Origin of the sequence: Kitasatospora sp. NPDC058048 (assembly GCF_042885555.1) — a bacterium.
GTDB lineage: Bacteria > Actinomycetota > Actinomycetes > Streptomycetales > Streptomycetaceae > Kitasatospora > Kitasatospora lactacystinica.
This window is the reverse complement of sequence record NZ_JBHVRT010000024.1, coordinates 55,777-74,317: the sequence shown is the minus strand read 5'-3', so window position 1 is coordinate 74,317 and position 18,541 is coordinate 55,777. Positions and strand designations below refer to the sequence as shown.

The 18,541-nt window shown below is 73.6% G+C and carries 13 protein-coding genes; 10 read left to right on the top strand and 3 right to left on the bottom strand.

Annotated elements, in window-relative coordinates:
* The first annotated feature begins 164 nt into the window (after nt 1–164).
* Nucleotides 165–1,598 carry a glycosyltransferase 87 family protein gene (locus ACFVVA_RS24550; RefSeq protein WP_387692641.1) on the top strand — a complete coding sequence of 478 codons (1,434 nt, stop codon included), beginning with the start codon at nt 165–167 and terminating at the stop codon, nt 1,596–1,598.
* 85 nt (nt 1,599–1,683) lie between these two features.
* Here the strand turns inward: ACFVVA_RS24550 and ACFVVA_RS24545 are convergent, their stop codons facing one another.
* Complete coding sequence (locus ACFVVA_RS24545; RefSeq protein ID WP_387692639.1) at nt 1,684–3,432, bottom strand: penicillin-binding transpeptidase domain-containing protein; 1,749 nt, start codon at nt 3,430–3,432, stop codon at nt 1,684–1,686.
* A 184-nt stretch (nt 3,433–3,616) separates the two neighbouring features.
* Nucleotides 3,617–5,425, bottom strand: a complete 1,809-nt coding sequence (locus tag ACFVVA_RS24540; RefSeq protein WP_387692637.1) for a dolichyl-phosphate-mannose--protein mannosyltransferase — start codon at nt 5,423–5,425, stop codon at nt 3,617–3,619.
* Nucleotides 5,426–5,522: 97 nt separating this feature from the next.
* On the opposite strand from ACFVVA_RS24540, the gene rsmI reads away from it, so the two are divergent.
* The 7 genes from rsmI (at nt 5,523) to ACFVVA_RS24505 (ending at nt 13,604) form a co-directional block, all read left to right on the top strand.
* The gene (rsmI, locus tag ACFVVA_RS24535) at nt 5,523–6,392 is read left to right on the top strand and encodes a 16S rRNA (cytidine(1402)-2'-O)-methyltransferase (RefSeq protein ID WP_387692635.1); all 870 of its coding nucleotides are present in this window, start codon (nt 5,523–5,525) and stop codon (nt 6,390–6,392) included.
* Between the two features lie 235 nt (nt 6,393–6,627).
* A complete protein-coding gene (locus tag ACFVVA_RS24530) occupies nt 6,628–7,053 on the top strand; it encodes a hypothetical protein (RefSeq protein ID WP_387692633.1) in 426 nt (141 codons plus the stop codon).
* A gap of 85 nt (nt 7,054–7,138) precedes the next feature.
* Nucleotides 7,139–8,761 carry a methionine--tRNA ligase gene (gene metG / locus ACFVVA_RS24525; protein ID WP_387692631.1) on the top strand — a complete coding sequence of 541 codons (1,623 nt, stop codon included), beginning with the start codon at nt 7,139–7,141 and terminating at the stop codon, nt 8,759–8,761.
* Nucleotide 8,762: 1 nt separating this feature from the next.
* Entirely contained in the window at nt 8,763–9,641 is an 879-nt protein-coding gene (locus ACFVVA_RS24520; protein WP_359899758.1) for a TatD family hydrolase, read from the top strand.
* 70 nt (nt 9,642–9,711) lie between these two features.
* On the top strand, nt 9,712–10,593 hold the full coding sequence (gene rsmA, locus ACFVVA_RS24515; protein ID WP_387692629.1) for a 16S rRNA (adenine(1518)-N(6)/adenine(1519)-N(6))-dimethyltransferase RsmA: 882 nt from the start codon (nt 9,712–9,714) through the stop codon (nt 10,591–10,593).
* Nucleotides 10,590–11,507: a 4-(cytidine 5'-diphospho)-2-C-methyl-D-erythritol kinase gene (locus ACFVVA_RS24510; RefSeq protein WP_387692627.1), complete on the top strand. Its 918-nt coding sequence runs from the start codon at nt 10,590–10,592 to the stop codon at nt 11,505–11,507. Before rsmA ends, ACFVVA_RS24510 begins: the two co-directional genes overlap by 4 nt.
* A gap of 228 nt (nt 11,508–11,735) precedes the next feature.
* The gene (locus ACFVVA_RS24505) at nt 11,736–13,604 is read left to right on the top strand and encodes an ABC-F family ATP-binding cassette domain-containing protein (protein ID WP_387692625.1); all 1,869 of its coding nucleotides are present in this window, start codon (nt 11,736–11,738) and stop codon (nt 13,602–13,604) included.
* A gap of 84 nt (nt 13,605–13,688) precedes the next feature.
* Here the strand turns inward: ACFVVA_RS24505 and ACFVVA_RS24500 are convergent, their stop codons facing one another.
* Nucleotides 13,689–15,731, bottom strand: coding sequence for an FUSC family protein (locus tag ACFVVA_RS24500; RefSeq protein WP_387692623.1), 2,043 nt, complete (start codon nt 15,729–15,731; stop codon nt 13,689–13,691).
* Nucleotides 15,732–16,298: 567 nt separating this feature from the next.
* Between ACFVVA_RS24500 and ACFVVA_RS24495 the strand changes: the two genes are divergently transcribed.
* Together ACFVVA_RS24495 and ACFVVA_RS24490 are read left to right on the top strand one after the other, a co-directional pair.
* Nucleotides 16,299–16,781 carry a hypothetical protein gene (locus ACFVVA_RS24495; RefSeq protein WP_380354720.1) on the top strand — a complete coding sequence of 161 codons (483 nt, stop codon included), beginning with the start codon at nt 16,299–16,301 and terminating at the stop codon, nt 16,779–16,781.
* A 70-nt stretch (nt 16,782–16,851) separates the two neighbouring features.
* Nucleotides 16,852–18,468 (top strand): WXG100 family type VII secretion target, encoded by a 1,617-nt coding sequence (locus ACFVVA_RS24490; RefSeq protein ID WP_387692621.1) that lies wholly within the window; start codon nt 16,852–16,854, stop codon nt 18,466–18,468.
* Nucleotides 18,469–18,541: the final 73 nt, after the last annotated feature.

Here is an 18,541-nt window from a genome sequence, read left to right as displayed (position 1 = left end):
CCGCGGCGGGTCCCCTGGGCGCGCCCGGCCGCCTGCCCGCCAACAAACCCGGGGGGGCGGGCCGGGCGCCCGCCCGGGGGCCCCACGGCCCTTTTCCCGCCAACGCCCGTCCGGTGTCCAACGCCATGGCGACAGGGCCCGGCTCCCACCCATAACCTTCCACCATGGTGAGCACCCGCACGCCCGGCTACTTCCGCCCGCGCGGCCGCTTCACCGGCCGCAGCAGAACGCCGGCCCAGACCTCCGCGGCCGAGGCGTCGTCCGGACCCGGACGACCGCCGCGCGGCTTCTCCGTCCGCCCCTTCCCCCGACAGCGTGGCGAGAGCACCTTTCCGCCCACGCCCGATCGGCTGAACGGCGCCCGGCTCGCCGGGCTCGCCTCGATGCGGACCGTCCAACTGCTCGGCTGCCTGATCGCGGCCGGCTGGGCCGCCGCCTTCCCGCTCGTGTCCGACCTGGCCAACCAGCGGCTGTGGGGCCTGATCGCGGCCCCCGCCTACGTCCTGGCCGGACTGCTCTGCCTGACCCTGCCGCGTCGCTTCGCGGCCCGCGCCGCCGCCTCGGTCGCCCTCGTCGGGGCCGTTCTGGCCCCGCTGGCCCTGCTCGCCCTGAACGGTCGCCACCAGTCCGAGGTCATGGTGGTCGAACGCTCGGCCCACCTGCTGCTCACCACCGGCACCGCGTACCTGCCGCACCCGGTGGTGGTCACCGACTACAACCCGTACCTGCCGGCGATGTCCCTGTTCGGGATGCCGCGCCAGCTGCTCGGCGACTCCACCGCCTTCGCGAGGGTCGCCGGGGACGCCCGGATCTGGTTCGCGCTGACCTTCTTCGTCTGCCTGCTGGCCGCCTGGCGGCTGCTGCGGCCCGCCCGCCCCGCCGGCGGCGACCCGCGCGCGCCGCTGCTGCCGCTGGCCGTCCTCACCGCCTCGCCGCTGATCGCGCTCGCCCTGGCGGTCGGCGGGGTGGACCTGCCGCTGATCGGGGTCTGCTGCCTGGCCATGGCGCTCGCCGAGCGGGACCGCACCGTCGGCGCGGGACTGGTGCTCGCCCTCGCCTGCACCCTGAAGTGGACGGCCTGGCCCGCGCTGCCGGTCGCCGTCCTGCTGCTCTGGCGGCTGTACGGCCGCCGCCCCGCGGCCCGGACCGCGCTGATCGGGGTCGGGGTGAGCACGCTGGTGATCCTGCCCTCCGCGCTGGCCCAGCCCGACGCGCTGCGCGAACAGGTGGTGCGCTTCCCGCTCGGGATGACGGCGATCCGCACCCCGGCGGGCAGCCCGCTGCCCGGCAAGGTGCTGGCCGGCTTCGGACCGACCGGGCACGCGATCTCGCTGGCGCTGATGACCGTGGCCCTGGTCGCGGTGGCGATCTGGCTGCTGGCCCGGCCGCCGGTCTCCGCGATCGCCGCGGCGGACCTGCTGGCCGCCGGGCTCGCCATCGCCTTCATGCTGGCCCCGGCCGGGCGGTTCGGGTACCTGGCGCTGCCGGTGGTGCTGATGATCTGGCCCCGGCTGGCGGCCCGCCGCTGGAGCAGCCGGCGCCCGGTCCCGCCCGGCCGGGTGCGGGGGAGGCCGCAGCCCGCGCTGCCGCGCGGCTGAGAAAGCCCCGGCCCGCCCTGCCGTGAGGCCGGGCGGGCCGCCGTTCGCCCGGGGGCCGGTTGCCCGGGGCCGTTCGCTCGGGGGCCTACCGGCCGGCGGCCTTCAGGATGGAGGCGACGGCCGGGCCGGCCGCGTCCACGCCGTGGCCGCCGCCCTGGACCTCGGCGGCCACCGCGAGGTTGCCCCGGTAGGCGGTGAACCAGCTGTTGGTGACGTCGACCCCGGCGACCTCGGCCGAGCCGGTCTTGGCGCCCGCGTTGTCGGTGATGCCGGCCATCACCTCCTTGGCGGTGCCGCCGGTGGCGGTGGCCGCCATCATCGCCTTCAGCTTGGCGTCCACGTCGGGGGAGAGCGGGCGGGCGGCCTTCTGCTGCGGCAGCTCCGCCACCAGGATCGGCTGCTTGAACTCGCCGCTCTGCACGGTGGCGGCGACCGAGGCGATGGCCAGCGGGTTCATCTGGACCTTGCCCTGGCCGATGTAGTTCATGGCCTGCTCGTCCTTGCTGCCCGGCGTCGCCGGCACCTTGCCGTCGGTGTTGGGCAGACCGGTCTTCCACTCCAGGCCGATGCCGAACACGTCCTTGGCCGTGCCGGACAGCGTCTCGGGCTTGAGGCTGGCCAGGCCCTGATTGATGAAGGCGGTGTTGCAGGACATCATGAAGTCCTGCTGGAGCGTGTTGTTCGGGAAGGCGCCCGGGAACGAGTTCGGGATCGGGTGCGCGTTGCCGCTCTTCTCCGGGCAGGCCACCACGGTGTCCGGGTTGACCCCGTTCTCCAGCAGCGCCGCCGAAGTGATGATCTTCATCGTCGAGCCCGGCGCGAGCAACCCGGTGAAGGCCCGGTTCTGGCCGTTGGCCGGCGAGTTGGCGAAGGCCAGCACCTGACCGGTGCTCGGCTCGATCGCCACGATGGAGGCCGGCTTGCCGCCCAGGTCGGTCATCGCCTTCTCGGCGGCGGCCTGCAGGGTGTTGTCGATGGTCAGCTTGAACGGCTTGCCGGGCTTCGGCTCGACGATGGTGAACAGCTTGTCCTGGGCGCCCTTGCCGGCCGGGTCGGAGATCACCACGGCGCTGCCCGCGTCCTGGTCCTTGGCCGGGTCCGGCGGCAGCAGCTTGTTGGCGTTGTCCTGGAGGGTGGTCATCAGCGCCTGGGTGAGCGAGGCGCCCTGGACCGGCTTGCCGTTGCGGTCCACCACCGTGGACGGCGGGGCGAAGACCGGCTGGACGGCGATGGTCTCGTTGCCGGACAGGTGGGGGTGGACCACCGACGGCGCCCAGTGCACGGCCGGGGTGTTGTCGCTCATCTTCACGACGCCGAGGAAGCCCTGGTAGTCCCAGGCCCGGCTGGTGCCCGCGAACTCGGCGCGCGCCTTGTAGGACATCAGGGTGCCGGTGGGGCCGGGCGTGGCGGTGGCGGACGGCGTGTCGCTCGCGCCCGGCGTCGCGGAGGCCCCGGCGGACGGCTTGGCGGCGGGGGCGGGGGTGCCGGTGGCGGCGGAGAAGACCTGCTGGGTGGTCGGGCCGAACGGGGTGAGGGTCAGCGCGCTCGGCTTGACCTGGTCGCGGAAGGCGGTCAGACCGGCCGTGGCCGCGGCCGGGTCGTCGGTCAGCGAGGCCGCCTTGGCGATGTCGCCGGCCGCCCAGGCCGTCAGGAAGTCCTTCAGACCGGCTGTCGCCTGCTCGGCCGACGGCGGCTCGGCGACCACGGTGCGCGGCTTCTTGCCGCCGGAGCCGCCGTCCGAGTCGTTCATCAGGCTGTACGCGCCGTAGCCGCCGCCCGCGAGGACGGCGATGGACACGCCGGTGATGATGCCGATCTTCGCGCCACTGCGCATGGTGCAGGTCCCCCAGGGGTCTCGCGGCCGGGCGCAACCGGCCGGGGCCGGAAACGCGGTACCCCCCCAGCCTAGGCAGCACGGATCGGTGCGCCGGCGAATCGCCCGGCACTTGTGACGGATCTGGTACGTGTTGTGCACCGCATACGGACGAATCGCGGGAACCCGGTGTGTCCGGGGCGGATCAGATCCAGGTGTTGAACCACATCCGGCGGCGCCAGTCCTCCAGGGGAATGGTCTGCCCGGTGAACAGCGGGAAGAAGAAGAGGAAGTTCCAGAGGATCAGCAGGATCAGCAGGCCGGCCGCCGCCGATCCGATGATCCGGCGGTCCCGGGAGGCTCCGGGCGGCCCGATCAGCGCGCCGATCAGCATGGTCACCGCGAGCACCAGGAACGGGACGAAGACCACCGCGTAGAAGAGGAAGATCGTCCGCTGCTGGTAGGCGAACCAGGGCAGGTAGCCGGCGGCCAGGCCGCAGAGCAGCGCGCCGGCCCGCCAGTCCCGCCGGGCCGCCCAGCGCCACAGGCAGTAGGCCAGCGCCACGAGGCCCGTCCACCACAGCAGCGGGGTGCCGATGCCCAGCACCTCGCGGGCGCAGTCGGCGGCGGTGCAGCCGGACTGGCCGTACTTGGGGGACTCGTAGAAGAAGGACACCGGCCGGCCCAGCACCAGCCAGGACCACGGGTTGGACTGGTAGGTGTGCGGGTCGCTCAGGCCGACGTGGAAGTCGTAGACCGTCGAGTGGTAGTGCCACAGCGAGCGCAGAGCCTCGGGTATCCACGGGAAGTCGGTGGAACGGCCGACCGCCCAGTCCCGGCCCCAGCCGCCCTGGCCGGGGGCGGTGCTGCTGGCGAACCAGCCCCACCAGGACGCGATGTAGACCGCGACCGACACCACGACGACCGAGACGAAGGCCGGCACCACGTCCCGGGCGAGCACCGCCAGGAACGGGCGCGGGGCGCCGGCCAGACGGCGGGCGCCGACGTCCCAGAGCACGGTCATCAGGCCGAAGGCCGCCGCGACGTACAGGCCGCTCCACTTGGTGGCGCAGGTCAGGCCGACGCAGACGCCGGCCGCGATCCGGTACGGGCGCCAGCCCAGGTTCAGCCGCTGGGCGAGCCACGGGTCCTCGACACCGCCCAGCCTCCGGGCCAGCAGGGCCCGGGTGCGGTCGCGGTCCAGCAGCAGGAAGCCGAAGGCGGCGAGGGTCCAGAACATCACCACCAGGTCGAGCAGGGCGGCCCGGCTGAGCACCAGGTGCAGGCCGTCCACCGAGAGCAGCAGGCCCGCCACGCAGCCCAGCAGGGTGGAGCGGAACATCCGGCGGGCGATCCGGGCCACCATCAGCACCGACAGGGTGCCGAGCAGGGCCACCGCGAACCGCCAGCCGAAGGGGTTCATGCCGAACAGCTGCTCGCCCGCACCGATGATCCACTTGCCCACCGGCGGATGCACCACGTACGAGGGCGTCGCCCGGTACGGGACGGCCGCGCCCGGCGTCATGATCGTGGCGTTGGCGTCCTCCGGCCAGCTGATCTCGTAGCCGCCGTGCCAGAGCGCGTACGCGTCCTTGGCGTAGTACGTCTCGTCGAAGATGATCGCGTGCGGCTGCCCGAGGTTCGTGAACCGCAGCAGGCCGGCGAACACCGCCACCGCGACCGGGCCGAGCCAGCCGGCCCAGCGGCAGAGGAAGAACCACAGGCCCTGCGGCAGCGAGACGCCCAGCCGCAGCAGCAGCGGCGACTGCGGCACGTCCCGGGGCGTCACCCGGGGGCCGTCCGGCATCGGCGGCGCCAGGCGCTCGGTGAGCGTCGCCGTGGCGCGGGCGGTCCAGCCGTACCCGGCCAGGCGCTCGCGCCAGCCGGCCGGCCCGGACCGCGGCGCGGGCCCGGCCTGGGGCGAGCGGGGGGACGGCAGGCCGACACCGCCGTACGCGGAGTGGTCCGTACCAGTGGGCGTCTGGGCCGCCGTGTCGCCGTTCATCCGCCACATCGTAGGGGCGCTCTTCGTACGCGTGTCCGCTCCCTCGGAAGCTGACCGAATCGTCACCAAAAGCCCCGGGCGCGCGACAGCTGCAAGGATGGGGACCGTGACAGGAGTACTCGTTCTCGCAGGCACCCCCATCGGCGACGTCTCGGACGCCCCGCCCCGGCTGGTCAACGAACTGGCCACGGCGGACGTGATCGCGGCCGAGGACACCCGGCGGCTGCGCCGGCTCACCCAGGCCCTGGGGGTGACCCCGGCCGGGCGGGTGGTCTCCTACTTCGAGGGCAACGAGGTCGGCCGCACCCCCGAACTGGTCGAGGCGCTGCTCGGCGGCGCCCGGGTGCTGCTGGTCACCGACGCCGGCATGCCCTCGGTCTCCGACCCCGGCTACCGGCTGGTCGCCGCCGCCGTCGCCGCCGACGTCAAGGTCACCGCGGTGCCCGGGCCCTCGGCGGTGCTCACCGCGCTCGCGCTGTCCGGCCTGCCGGTGGACCGCTTCACCTTCGAGGGATTCCTGCCGCGCAAGAACGGGGACCGCGCCCGGCAGCTCGCCACGATCGCCGCCGAGCCCCGCACCATGGTCTTCTTCGAGGCGCCGCACCGGATCGCCGAAGCGCTCACGGCGATGGCCGAGGCGTTCGGGCCCGAGCGTCCGGCCGCCGTCTGCCGCGAGCTCACCAAGACCTACGAGGAGGTCAAGCGCGGGCCGATCGGCGAACTGGCGGCCTGGGCGGCCGAGGGCGTCAGGGGCGAGATCACCGTCGTGGTCGCCGGCGCCCCGCCGGCCGCGCCCCAGGAGCTGACCCCGGCCGAGCTGGCCCGGCTGGTCGCCGTCCGCGAGGAGGCCGGGGAGCGCCGCAAGGAGGCCATCGCGGCCGTCGCGGTGGAGCTCTCGCTGCCCAAGCGGGAGGTCTTCGACGCGGTCGTGGCGGCGAAGCGGGAAGGCCTGGGAGGAGCCCCGGGACAGGGGTGAATACCGGGGGTTGCGTTGCTCACGGGGAGTCGTACCGTGGAGGGAAGGCCCCGGTAAACACCCGCTGAGCTGAAGCTTCGGTCGCGGTTTCCGGTCCCGGGGAGGCCCTTCGTATAGGGCTCCCCAACCGGCATCCAAGTCTTCACAAGTGGGGCGTCACCCGGGCATGTCCGGGCATTTCCTGGAAGGGAAAGACCCAGCCGGGCGAGCGTCCGGCGGGCGCTGGGAGACGGCCATGAGCGATGTTGTCGGTAGCCCGCGCAGTGGCAACGCACTGAGCACCGCCGGTCTGGCCGGCCGGCCGCACACTCCCGTCGAAACCGTACGGGAGGCCTACTCCTTCGCGTGCCTGCGCTGCGGGTACGGCTGGGAGCAGGCGTACGACATCGAGCACCACGTGGGCAAGGACGGCCACGTCGTGTTCGAGTACCACGCCAACGGCGTCCGGGTGCCGTCCCCGCTGCTCAAGCCGACCTGCCCGGGGTGCGGCGGCCACACCGTGCGGATCATGCGCGAGGGCCGGGTGGCCACCGCCGACCAGCAGTGGCAGCACGCCCCCGGCTACCCGGCGCACGCCGAGCCGGCCGGGCCGCCCCCGGCGGCCGAGACCGTCCGGCCGCGCGGACGCTGGGCCCGGTTCTGGTCGCGGCTGCTGGGCTGACACCGGGGCGACGAGGAGGGACCGCCCCCGGCCGGGAACAAACTCGGTCGAGGGCGGTCCGCGCGCCCGACTAAGCTTTCCGACCATGGCGGCCACTGCAGACCACAGCACCACCGGGGCGACCGCCCCGGCGTACTACGTTTCCACCCCGATCTACTACGTCAACGATCGCCCGCACCTGGGCCACGCGTACACCACCGTGGCGGGCGACGTCCTCACCCGCTGGCACCGCCAGCGCGGCGAGAAGGTGTGGTACCTGACCGGCACCGACGAGCACGGTCAGAAGATCATGCGGACCGCCGAGGCGAACGGCGTCAGCCCGCAGCAGTGGTGCGACAAGCTGGTCGAGGAGGCCTGGAAGCCGCTCTGGGAGCACCTGGAGATCGCCAACGACGACTTCATCCGCACCACCGAGGAGCGGCACACCGCCCGGGTGCAGGAGTTCGTCCAGGACCTGTACGACAAGGGCGAGATCTACAAGGGCGGCTACTCCGGCCCGTACTGCGTCGGCTGCGAGGAGTTCAAGCTCCCGGCCGAGCTGCTCGACGGCGCGACCGCGGACGAGAAGCTCTGCGCCGTGCACAAGCGGCCGGTCGAGTGGCTGGAGGAGGAGAACTACTTCTTCCGCCTCTCCGCCTACGGCCCGCGGCTGCTGGAGTTCTACGCGGCGAACCCGGACTTCATCCAGCCCGCCTCGGCCCGCAACGAGGTGCTGCGCTTCGTCGAGCAGGACCTCAAGGACCTCTCGATCTCCCGCTCCACCTTCGACTGGGGCGTCCCGCTGCCCTGGGACGAGAAGCACGTCCTGTACGTGTGGGTCGACGCGCTGCAGAACTACATCACCGCGGCCGGCTACGGCAGCGACCCGGAGCGCTTCGCCGAGCTGTGGCCCGCCTCGGTCCACCTGGTCGGCAAGGACATCCTCCGCTTCCACGCCGTGATCTGGCCCGCCATGCTGATGGCCGCCGGGCTGCCGCTGCCCAAGCGGGTCGTCGCCAACGGCTGGCTGATGGTCGGCGGCGAGAAGATGTCCAAGTCCAACCTGACCGGCATCGCGCCCACCGACCTGACCTCGCACTTCGGCGTGGACGCGTACCGCTACTACTTCCTGCGGGCGATCCCGTTCGGCACCGACGGCTCGTTCTCCTGGGAGGACTTCACCGCCCGGTACACCTCCGAGCTGGCCAACGACTTCGGCAACCTGGCCTCCCGGGTCGCCGCGATGGTCGGCAAGTACTTCGACGGGGTGCTGCCCGCCGCCACCGCCGCCGGTGACGCCGAGCAGGCCGTCGCGGACGGGCTGACCGCGGCGGTCGCCGCCGCCGACCTGAAGATCGGCGAGGAGCTGGACTTCGCCGGCGGCCTCGCGGCGATCTTCGAGTTCGTCAAGCAGGTCAACGGCTACCTCACCACGCAGGAGCCGTGGAAGGTCGCCAAGGACGGGTCCGAGGAGGGGCAGGCCCGGCTGGCCACCATCCTCTACACCGCCGCCGAGGCGCTGCGCGCCACCGCCGTGCTGCTCAACCCGGTGATGCCGTCCACCGCCGAGAAGCTGTGGGTCTCGCTGGGCGCCGAGGCCGCCGGGCTGGGCGCGCTCGGCGCGCAGACCGTCGCCACCGTCGCCGACTGGGGCCGGCTGCCCGCCGGCGCCACCGTCACCAAGGGCGAGATCCTCTTCCCGCGCCTCGAAGAGAAGCCGACCGCCTGACATGGCCGCCAAGGACGACGCCCGGTCGACCCCGCCGCCGCTGCCGGAACCCCTGGCCGTGGCGGTGGCCGACTCGCACACCCACCTCGACATGCAGTCCGGCACCCCGGCCGAGGGCCTGGCCAAGGCCGCCTCGGTCGGCGTCACCACGGTGGTCCAGGTGGGCTGCGACGTGCCCGGCTCGCGCTGGGCCGCCGAACTGGCGGCCCAGTACGAGCAGGTGCACGCGGCCGTCGCCCTGCACCCGAACGAGGCGCCGCGGATCTTCCTCGGCGACGCCGACGGCTGGTCCGGGCAGCAGCGGAAGGCCGGCGGCGCCGCCGCGCTGGACGAGGCGCTCGCCGAGATCGACCGGCTCGCCGCCCTCCCGCAGGTCGTGGCGGTCGGCGAGACCGGCCTCGACTACTTCCGCACCGGGCCGGAGGGCGTGGAGATCCAGAAGGAGTCGTTCCGCCGCCACATCGAGATGGCCAAACGGCACGGCAAGGCCCTGGTCATCCACGACCGCGACGCCCACGAGGACGTCATCGCCGTCCTGCTGGCCGAAGGCGCCCCGGAGCGGACGGTCTTCCACTGCTACTCCGGCGACGCCGGGATGGCCAAGACCTGCGCCGAGCACGGCTGGTACCTCTCCTTCGCCGGCCCGGTCACCTTCAAGGCCAACCAGCCGCTGCGCGACGCCCTGCTCGCCACCCCGCTGGACCGGATCCTGGTCGAGACCGACGCCCCCTTCCTCACCCCGCACCCCTACCGCGGCCGCCCGAACGCCCCGTACCTGATCCCGGTCACGGTCCGCTCGATGGCCGCCACCCTGGGCCTGGCCGAGGACGAGCTGTGCACGGCCGTCGCGGCGAACACCGCCAGGGCCTTCGGGTACTGAGCCCGAGCACGGGGGCCCCGTCCGGATCGGCGCGTCCGGACGGCGGCCCCCGCGCCCGTATCCTTGGCGCGTGAGCACCACCGACCCCACCCCTGACAGCCACCTTCTGGGCGCCGCCGACATCCGGGAGCTGGCCGCCGCGTTCGGCGTGAAGCCGACCAAGCAGCGCGGGCAGAACTTCGTCATCGACGGCAACACCGTGCGGCGGATCGTCCGGGCCGCCGACGTGACGGAGCAGGACGCGGTGGTGGAGGTCGGGCCCGGGCTCGGCTCGCTCACCCTGGCACTGCTGGAAGTGGCGCGGCACGTCACCGCGGTCGAGATCGACCCGGTGCTGGCGCAGCACCTGCCGGACACCGTCGCCGCCCGGATGCCGGGCAAGGCGGACTCCTTCGACCTGGTGTTCAGCGACGCCATGGAGGTCACCGAGCTGCCCGGGCCCGCGCCCACCGCGCTGGTCGCCAACCTCCCGTACAACGTCGCCGTGCCCGTCCTGCTGCACATGCTGGCGAACTTCCCCAGCATCGAGCGGACCCTGGTGATGGTGCAGAGCGAGGTCGCCGACCGGCTCGCCGCCAAGCCGGGCAACAAGGTGTACGGCGTCCCGTCGGTCAAGGCCAACTGGTACGCCGACGTGAAGCGGGCCGGCGCCATCGGACGGAACGTTTTCTGGCCCGCCCCCAACGTCGACTCCGGGCTGGTCTCGCTGATCCGCCGCGAGCCGCCGAGGACCACCGCCAGCCGCGAGCAGGTGTTCGCGGTCGTCGACGCCGCGTTCGCCCAGCGGCGCAAGACCCTGCGCGCCGCGCTGGCCGGCTGGGCGGGCTCCGCCGCCGGGGCCGAGCAGGCGCTCGCGGCGGCCGGCATCGACCACAAGCTGCGCGGCGAGATGCTGACGGTCGAGCAGTTCGCCGCGATCGCCGAGCACAAGCCCGCCAAGGACGCCGTGTGATCACCGTACGGGTACCGGCCAAGGTCAACGTCCAGCTGGGGGTCGGCGGCCTGCGCGCCGACGGCTTCCACGACCTGGCCAACGTCTTCTTCGCGGTCGCCCTCGGGGACGAGGTCACCGCCACCGCCGGGGAAGGCGTGACACTGAGCTGCACCGGCCCGGACGCCGCCGTCGTCCCGCTCGACGACAGCAACCTCGCCGCCCGCGCCGCCCGGCTGCTCGCCGCCCACCACGGCATCGCCGACCCGGGCGTGCACCTGCACATCGCCAAGGCCATCCCGGTGGCCGGCGGCATGGCCGGCGGCAGCGCCGACGGCGCTGCCGCGCTGGTCGCCTGCGACGCGCTCTGGCAGCTGGACACCCCGCTGCCGGTGCTGCTGGAACTGGCCGCCGAACTCGGCTCCGACGTGCCGTTCGCCCTGCTCGGCGGCGTCGCACTCGGCCGCGGCCGGGGCGAGATCCTGGAGCCGCTGACCACCGGTGGCACCTTCCACTGGGTCTTCGCGGTCGCCGAGGGCGGCCTGTCCACCCCCGCCGTGTTCCGCGAGTGCGACCGGCTGCGCGAGGAGGCCGGCACCGGCTCCAGCGACACCGACGTCCCCACCCCGGACGCCGACCCGGCGCTGCTCGCCGCCCTCGCCCACGGCGACGCCGTCGCCCTGGCCGACGCGCTCGCCAACGACCTCCAGCCCGCCGCGCTCTCGCTGCGCCCCGCACTCGCCGCCACCCTGCGCGCCGGCACCGAGGCGGGCGCGCTCGGGGCCCTGGTCTCCGGCTCCGGGCCGACCTGCGCCTTCCTGGTCAAGGACGCCGAGGCCGCCGCCGCGGTGGCCGGGGCGCTGCGGGCCTCCGGCACCTGCCGGACCGCCCACGCCACCCACGGACCGGTGCCGGGGGCGTCCCTGCTGGACTGACGCGGTGAGGGCGGCGCCCGCGGAACAGTGCCGGGGGCGTCCCCGGTCGACCGACGCGGTGAGGGCGGCGCCCGCGGAACAGTGCCGGGGGCCTCCCTGGCGGACTGACGCGGTGAGGGCGCTCCGGCGGGCCCATTAGGCTGGAGAGATCGGGGTGTCCCGACAGGGGCACCCGGCCGTTGAGCGGCGGACCGCCCCGAGACCGCCGAACCCAGGAGCGCAGCACACGTGGCCGTCAACCTCGCCACCATCGAGTCCGTCACGAAGGTCTACGGCACCCGCGCCCTGCTGGACGCGGTCAGCCTGGGCGTCAGCGAGGGCGACCGGATCGGCGTCGTCGGCCGCAACGGCGACGGCAAGACCACCCTGATCCGGATGCTCGCCAAGCTGGAGGAACCCGACGGCGGCCGGATCACCCACTCCGGCGGCCTCCAGATGGCCGTCCTCACCCAGCACGACTCGCTCGACCCGACGGCCACCATCCGGCACGAGGTGATCGCCGACCGGGCCGACCACGAGTGGCTCGGCGACGCCCGCATCCGCGACATCATCGAGGGCCTCTTCGGCGGCCTCGACCTGCCCGGCTTCGCCGACGGCCTGGACACCGTCATCGGCCCGCTCTCCGGCGGCGAACGCCGCCGGATCGCGCTCGCCAAGCTGCTGCTCGGCTCGCCCGACCTGATCGTCCTCGACGAGCCCACCAACCACCTCGACGTCGAGGGCATCAACTGGCTCGCCGAACACCTCCAGAAGCGCCGCTCCGCGCTCGTCTGCGTCACCCACGACCGGTGGTTCCTCGACCAGGTCTGCACCCGCATGTGGGACGTCCAGAGCGGTGAGGTGCACGAGTACGAGGGCGGCTACTCCGACTACGTCTTCGCCCGCGCCGAGCGCTCCCGGATCGAGGCCGTCGAGGAGCAGAAGCGCCAGAACATGGCCCGCAAGGAGCTGGCCTGGCTGCGCCGCGGCGCCCCCGCCCGCACCTCCAAGCCGCGCTACCGGATCGAGGCCGCCAACGCCCTGATCGCGGACGTGCCGGACCCGCGCGACACCTCCGAGCTGATGAAGTTCGCCAACGCGCGGCTCGGCAAGACGGTCTTCGACCTGGAGGGTGTGACCGTCACGGCCGGCCCGAAGCTGCTGCTGGAGAACATCACCTGGCAGCTCGGCCCCGGCGAGCGGATCGGCCTGCTCGGCGTCAACGGCGCCGGCAAGACCTCGCTGCTGCGCGCACTGCGCGACGCGTACACCTCCGAGGGCGACGTCCAGCCGGCGTCCGGCGTCATCAAGGTCGGCAAGACCGTGCGGCTGGCCTACCTGTCGCAGGAGGTCGCCGAGCTGGACCCGGCGACCCGGGTGCTCCAGGCCGTCGAGCAGGTCCGCTCGCGGGTCGACCTCGGCAAGGGCCGGGAGATGAGCGCCGGCCAGCTGTGCGAGCAGTTCGGCTTCGGCAAGGACAAGCAGTGGACGCCGGTCGGCGACCTGTCCGGCGGCGAGCGGCGCCGGCTCCAGCTGCTGCGGCTGCTGATGGACGAGCCCAACGTGCTGTTCCTGGACGAGCCCACCAACGACCTGGACATCGAGACGCTCAACCAGCTGGAGGACCTGCTCGACGGCTGGCCCGGCTCGATGATCGTCATCAGCCACGACCGCTTCTTCATCGAGCGCACCACGGACACCGTCCACGCGCTGCTCGGCGACCGGAAGATGCGGATGCTGCCGAACGGCGTGGACGAGTACCTGGAGCGCCGGGCCAGGATGGCCGCCGCGGCTCCCGCTGCCGCTCCGGCGGGCGCGGGCGCGGGTGGCGCGGCCGGCGCGGGTTCGGCCGGTGCGGGTGCCGCAGGTGGCCCGGGTGCCGAGGGCGGTGCCCCCGCGCTGTCCGGCGGGGACCTGCGGGCGGCGAAGAAGGAGATGCAGAAGCTGGAGCGGCAGATCGCCAAGCTGGACCAGAAGGAGTCCAAGCTGCACTCCCAACTCGCCGAGCACGCCGCCGACTTCTCCAAGGTCGCGGAGCTGGACGCGCAGCTGCGCGCCGTCCGGGAGGAGAAGGAGGAGCTGGAGATGGGCTGGCTGGAGCTGGCCGAGCAGGTCTGAGGCGGGTCGCTGGTCCGGCTGCCGGTCCGGCTGCCGGTCGGGGCGGCCCGCGCCGGGTCGCTCGTCGGCGCGGCCCGCGCCGGATCACCTGCCGGGGTGGCCGCCGAGGAGCGTTTCGAGCTCCTCCGCCGCACGGCCCAGCGCACTGCGCGCCGGGTCGTGCGGGGCGGTCGGACGGGCCGCCGGGTTCGTCGGCGGGCGGTGCGCCCGTGCGGCGGCCGTCAGTTCGTCCAGCGCGTGCCGTACCCGGCCCACCTCGCCCGGGTCCGGCAGCCGGCCGCCGTACCGGATCTGCGCGGCGAAGGCCGCCACCGCGCCACCCAGTCGCTCCAGGGCCGCCGTGGCCGGCAGCCACCGCTCGGCCAGCCGGCCGGTGGGCGGCGGCTCCGCCAGACCCTGCTGGACCTCCCGGCGGGCGTCCGCCAGCGACCGGTAGGCCGAGCGGCGCAGCCACACCTGGGCGTTGCCGTTCCGGACGGTGGTGTCGCCGCCGTGGTCGGCGCCGGTGGCGGCGGTGGTGTCGCCGGCGTTGATGGTGGCGGTGGTGGTGGCGTCCTGGACGACGGCGTCGAGGTAGGCCCGCAGCGCCGTCGTCGCGTCGACCAGCCTCGGCTCGATCCGATGGCGCGGGCGCTCCGGCCACAGCAGGTAGCCGAAGAGCAGGACGATCGCGCTGGCCAGCACGGTGTCCAGGACCCGCGGCCAGAACTCCGCGGCGCCGCTCTGCCCGCCGAGCTGGAGCAGGACCAGCGCCATCGGCGTCATCACCACGGTGTTCAGCCCGTAGTGCGCCGCCGTCGCGTACGGGAGCAGGGCCACGCAGCCCGCGGCCATCGCGGTCAGCGCCCACTCGTCGGTGGCGGCCGTGAGCAGCGCCGCGGTCACGGCCACCCCGAGCACCGTGCCGACCGAACGGCTCACCGCGCGCAGGAACACCGACCCGAGGTCCGGCTTGAGCACGAAGGCGATCGTCATCGGCACCCAGTAGCTCTTGCTGAGCGGGTAGTTGGCCGTGACCGCCGAACCGACCGCGATGCACAGCGCGACGCGCAGCCCGTACCGGACCGAACCCCGAGACAGCAGCCGCGCCCGCAGCCGCCACGGATCCGGCGGCGGCGCGGGGGCGGTGCCGAGCCGGGTGTCGCGGCCGGCCACCGTGTCGGCGGCGGCGCGCAGAGCCACGTCCAGGGCCTGCCGCGACGGGGTGTCCGGCCGCCAGTCGGGTACGGCGACCTCGCCGCCGCCCTGCCGCACGGCGGCCGCCAGCCGGTTCGGCACCTCGGCCACCTCCGGCGGGACCGGACGGCGGGCCCACACCAGACCGGTCGCCGCCTCGGTGGCGGCGAGGGCGGCCTCGTACATCCGGCCGCGGCGGTCCTGTGCGGTCCGGTGGTCCTGTGCGGTCCCGCGGTCCTGGGCGGTCCGGCGGCTCCGCCGGTTCTGTCGGCTCCGCCGGTTCGTGCCGAGGAGGTCCTGGAGCTGGTTCAGACGGGCCGTCAGCACCTGGCGCGAGACCCCCGCCCGCGGCCCGCCCAGATCGGCGAGCGTACGGCCGAGCGCTTCGTACGCGGCCGCCAGCGCCCGGTTGCGCGGATCCGCGGCGGGCCGGTTCGGCGCACCCGCCGGCAGCCCCAACAGCACCACGAACGCCGCCCCGACCAGCAGCATCGGCGCCGCCGCCCACCACGGCCGCGGCAGCGGCATCCCGCTGCCCAGCGCGGCCGACACCAGCAGCAGCATCCCGGCCGCCGAACCGCGCGGACCCGTCGCACTCAGCGCGCCCGAGACGAAGGCGGTCAGCGTCAGCGCGACACCCAGGACGAGACCGTCCACGTCGGCGCGCTGAAGCGCGGTGCCGATCAGCATGCCGAACGCCGAGGCGAGGACCGCCGTCCCGATCCGGGCGGCCCGCAGCCTGCCCGGCTCGACCCGGTCGTTCATCGTCGCGTGCATCGCCCCGAGCCCGGCGAACACCCCCAGATCCAGCCGGTGCGTCAGCAGCCCCACCGTCAACGGCACCGCCATGCCCACCGCCGCCCGCACCATCAGCGCCACCGGCACCGGCGGCCGCGCGGGCCGCGCGGCACGGGCCCACCAGGGGGAAGGAGAGACGTCGGAAGAGCTCACGCGGTCACGTCCGTTCTGCGGCCTTGGGTCGCTGCTGTGCGACATTGCGCGGCAGATGGGGCGTACCGGGTCAGTCTACCCAGGGCCGCCGCGGCAGCCTCGTACGTGTCAAGTTCGTACCGATCGCGTACGGGCGGGCCAAGGTCCCTGCCGGGCCGACAGAGGTGGTGGCTACGATGACGGAGGTGAAAACCGTCCACAGGGCGGTCGGTGCTCCGACCAGGACGGTACGAACCAGAAGTTGACGGTGTGTTGCGGCACGCGGCAGCCCGGGACGCCCCGGGCGCGGCGGGCCGTACGGGGGAGAGGTGAACTGCTGTGGCAGGCAATGGTGCAACTAGTCCGGGGACGCCGACTCCTTCGGTGAGTCCGTCACCCAGTCCCACGCTGACGCCGTCGGCGAACCCTTCGCCGAGCGCGACGCCCAGTCCGTCGGCGAATCCTTCGCCGAGCGCGACGCCCAGTCCGTCGGCGAGTCCCGCGCCCAGCGCGTCGTCCAACCCCGCGCCCAGCGCGTCGGGCACCGACCCGAACGCTCCGGCGCCTTCCGGTGACGCGACGCCGTACATGCTGGAGCACAAGCTCCCGTGGCCTCTGGGTGGCGTCGACCTCGCTCCGTTCGTCAGCACCCTGCAGACGAACGGCAGCGCCAACGACCTGGTGGCGGCCTTCGGCAAGCAGAACGTCCAGGTCGAGCTCGACACGCTCACGACGTTCGCCGGCAAGGTCGAGGCCCTGCTCGCCGCCATGGAAGGCTCGGCGGCGGCGCCGTACAAGCTCCAGGAGCAGAAGCTGACGGGCAAGAGCTTCGCGAGCGCGGAGTTCGCCGAGGCGACGGCCCTGACCGCCGCCTACGAGAAGGTGCACGCCCAGCTCGTACAGCTGCACAAGGACCTCGCGTCGCAGATCCAGGCGATGCAGACGGCGGTTTCGCGGACGGCGAGCATCTACGGAACCAACGAGGACCACACGACGGCCGCTCAGAACGCCGTCGCGCAGAACGTGGGTGCCACCACACCGGCACCGGGGTCGGGCGACGGCAAGTACTGATGGCGGTCCGGGGAGAGTCCCACGGGGAGACGGGGAGCAAGTAGTGGCAGGCAGCACGAACTTCGAAGGAATGGAACACACCCACCTGCGCAAGATGGTGGACAGCACGGATCCGGCGACGATCCTCAGCCGCGGCACCCAACTGCAGTCGGCCGGGCGGGTGTTGAAGGAACTGAGTACGGCGCTCAAGTCGCACGTCGGAAATGTCACCTGGGAAGGGCCGGCTGCCGAGAACTTCAAGACCTGGGTGAACAACCTGCAGCAGTCGGCGCAGATCATCGGCGACCACGCCACGACTGCCGGCGACGCGATGCACCAGGCCGGCGAGGCGCTCAGTACCGCCAAGGTCGCCGTGCCGGAGCCTCCGAAGACGGAGATCCAGGCGGTCAACAAGTACAACAGCCAGTCGAACCTGGTGAAGGTGCCCCAACTCGCCGTCGGTCAGTCCGTCGATGCCTACATGAAGACGGTCGACCCCAAGTGGGTGACGGGGACGGAGTTCAGCCTGGCCAAGGCGAAGGTCGAGAAGGAGCACCAGGAAGCCGTTCTCCAGATGGAGAAGCTGGCACAGGCCTACAGCGCGGCGACGACGACGCTGAACGGGATTCCCACGGACGTGGTGCTGCCGGGAACGCCTGGTTCGGCCAGTAGGGGCGACACTTCCGTCTACCCCAACGGTGGAGGCACCGGCGGCTCCGGGGGTTCGGTACGCACACCCCGTTCGAGTGGTGGACGTGTCGGTGGAGGCGATGGGTCGCCTGGCGGAAACTACGGCGGCGGCACGGTCCAGCCCCGTGACCCGGGTTCGGGCGGTCCCGGCCCGGGCACCCCGGGCAACACCCTGCCCCCGCCGCACGGCGGCGGTCAGGTGCCGCCCGCGCCGCAGGACCCGGGGACCTCGACCCCGCCGTCCTACCCGTCCGACCCGGTCAACCGTCCGGGCACGGATCTCAACAGCGTGCCCACCCTGCCGACGATCCCGACCCAGACCGGCCCGTACGGTCCGGGCGGCGGCCAGCTGCCCACGGACGGGCCGACCACTCTCCCCGGCTACCCGAACGGGACGGGCGGCCCGAACAACGGGCCCGGCGTCCCCGGCGGCGGCGGTCCGATCACGGGCTTCCCCGCCGGAGCGGGCGGCGGCACCGTCCCGACCAAGGGCGGCGGCAGCGGGTACGTCCCCGGCAAGGGCGGCGGCCAGATCCAGCCGCGGACGACCCCGTTCGGCGGCGGCCCGGGGCAGGGGAGGAGCGGTACTCCGGGACTGCCCAGCGGGACGGTCTTCGGCGCCCGCGAGGCGGGTCCGGGTGGCGGCCGGGTCGGTGGGCCCGGCGGTGCGGGCGGCATGCACCCCGGCATGGGCGGTGCCCACGGCGGTGCGGTCGGGTCCGGCGGCGGTTCGCGTGGCCGGGGCCTGTCCTCGACCACCGGCGGGACGGTCGGCGGTCGCAAGGGGCCGAGTGCGGGCGGGGAGTTCACGCCCGGCGGTACCGGCCTGCGCAACCGCGCGGCGGGCGCTGCCGAGGGCGGTGCGCAGTCCAGGCAGAACGGCATGATGGCGCCCGGGTCCTCGGGCCACGGCAGCCGGAACGAGCGTGACCGCCGCAAGCGGGCCGACTACCTGCACGAGGACGAGGAGACCTGGACGAGCGGTACGCCGCACAGCAACCCGGACGTGATTGAGTAGGACGGCAACGACTGCCCGGCCACTGGGCATCCCCAGTGGCCGGGCAGGCTTGTTCGGGGCACGCTTCCCGGTC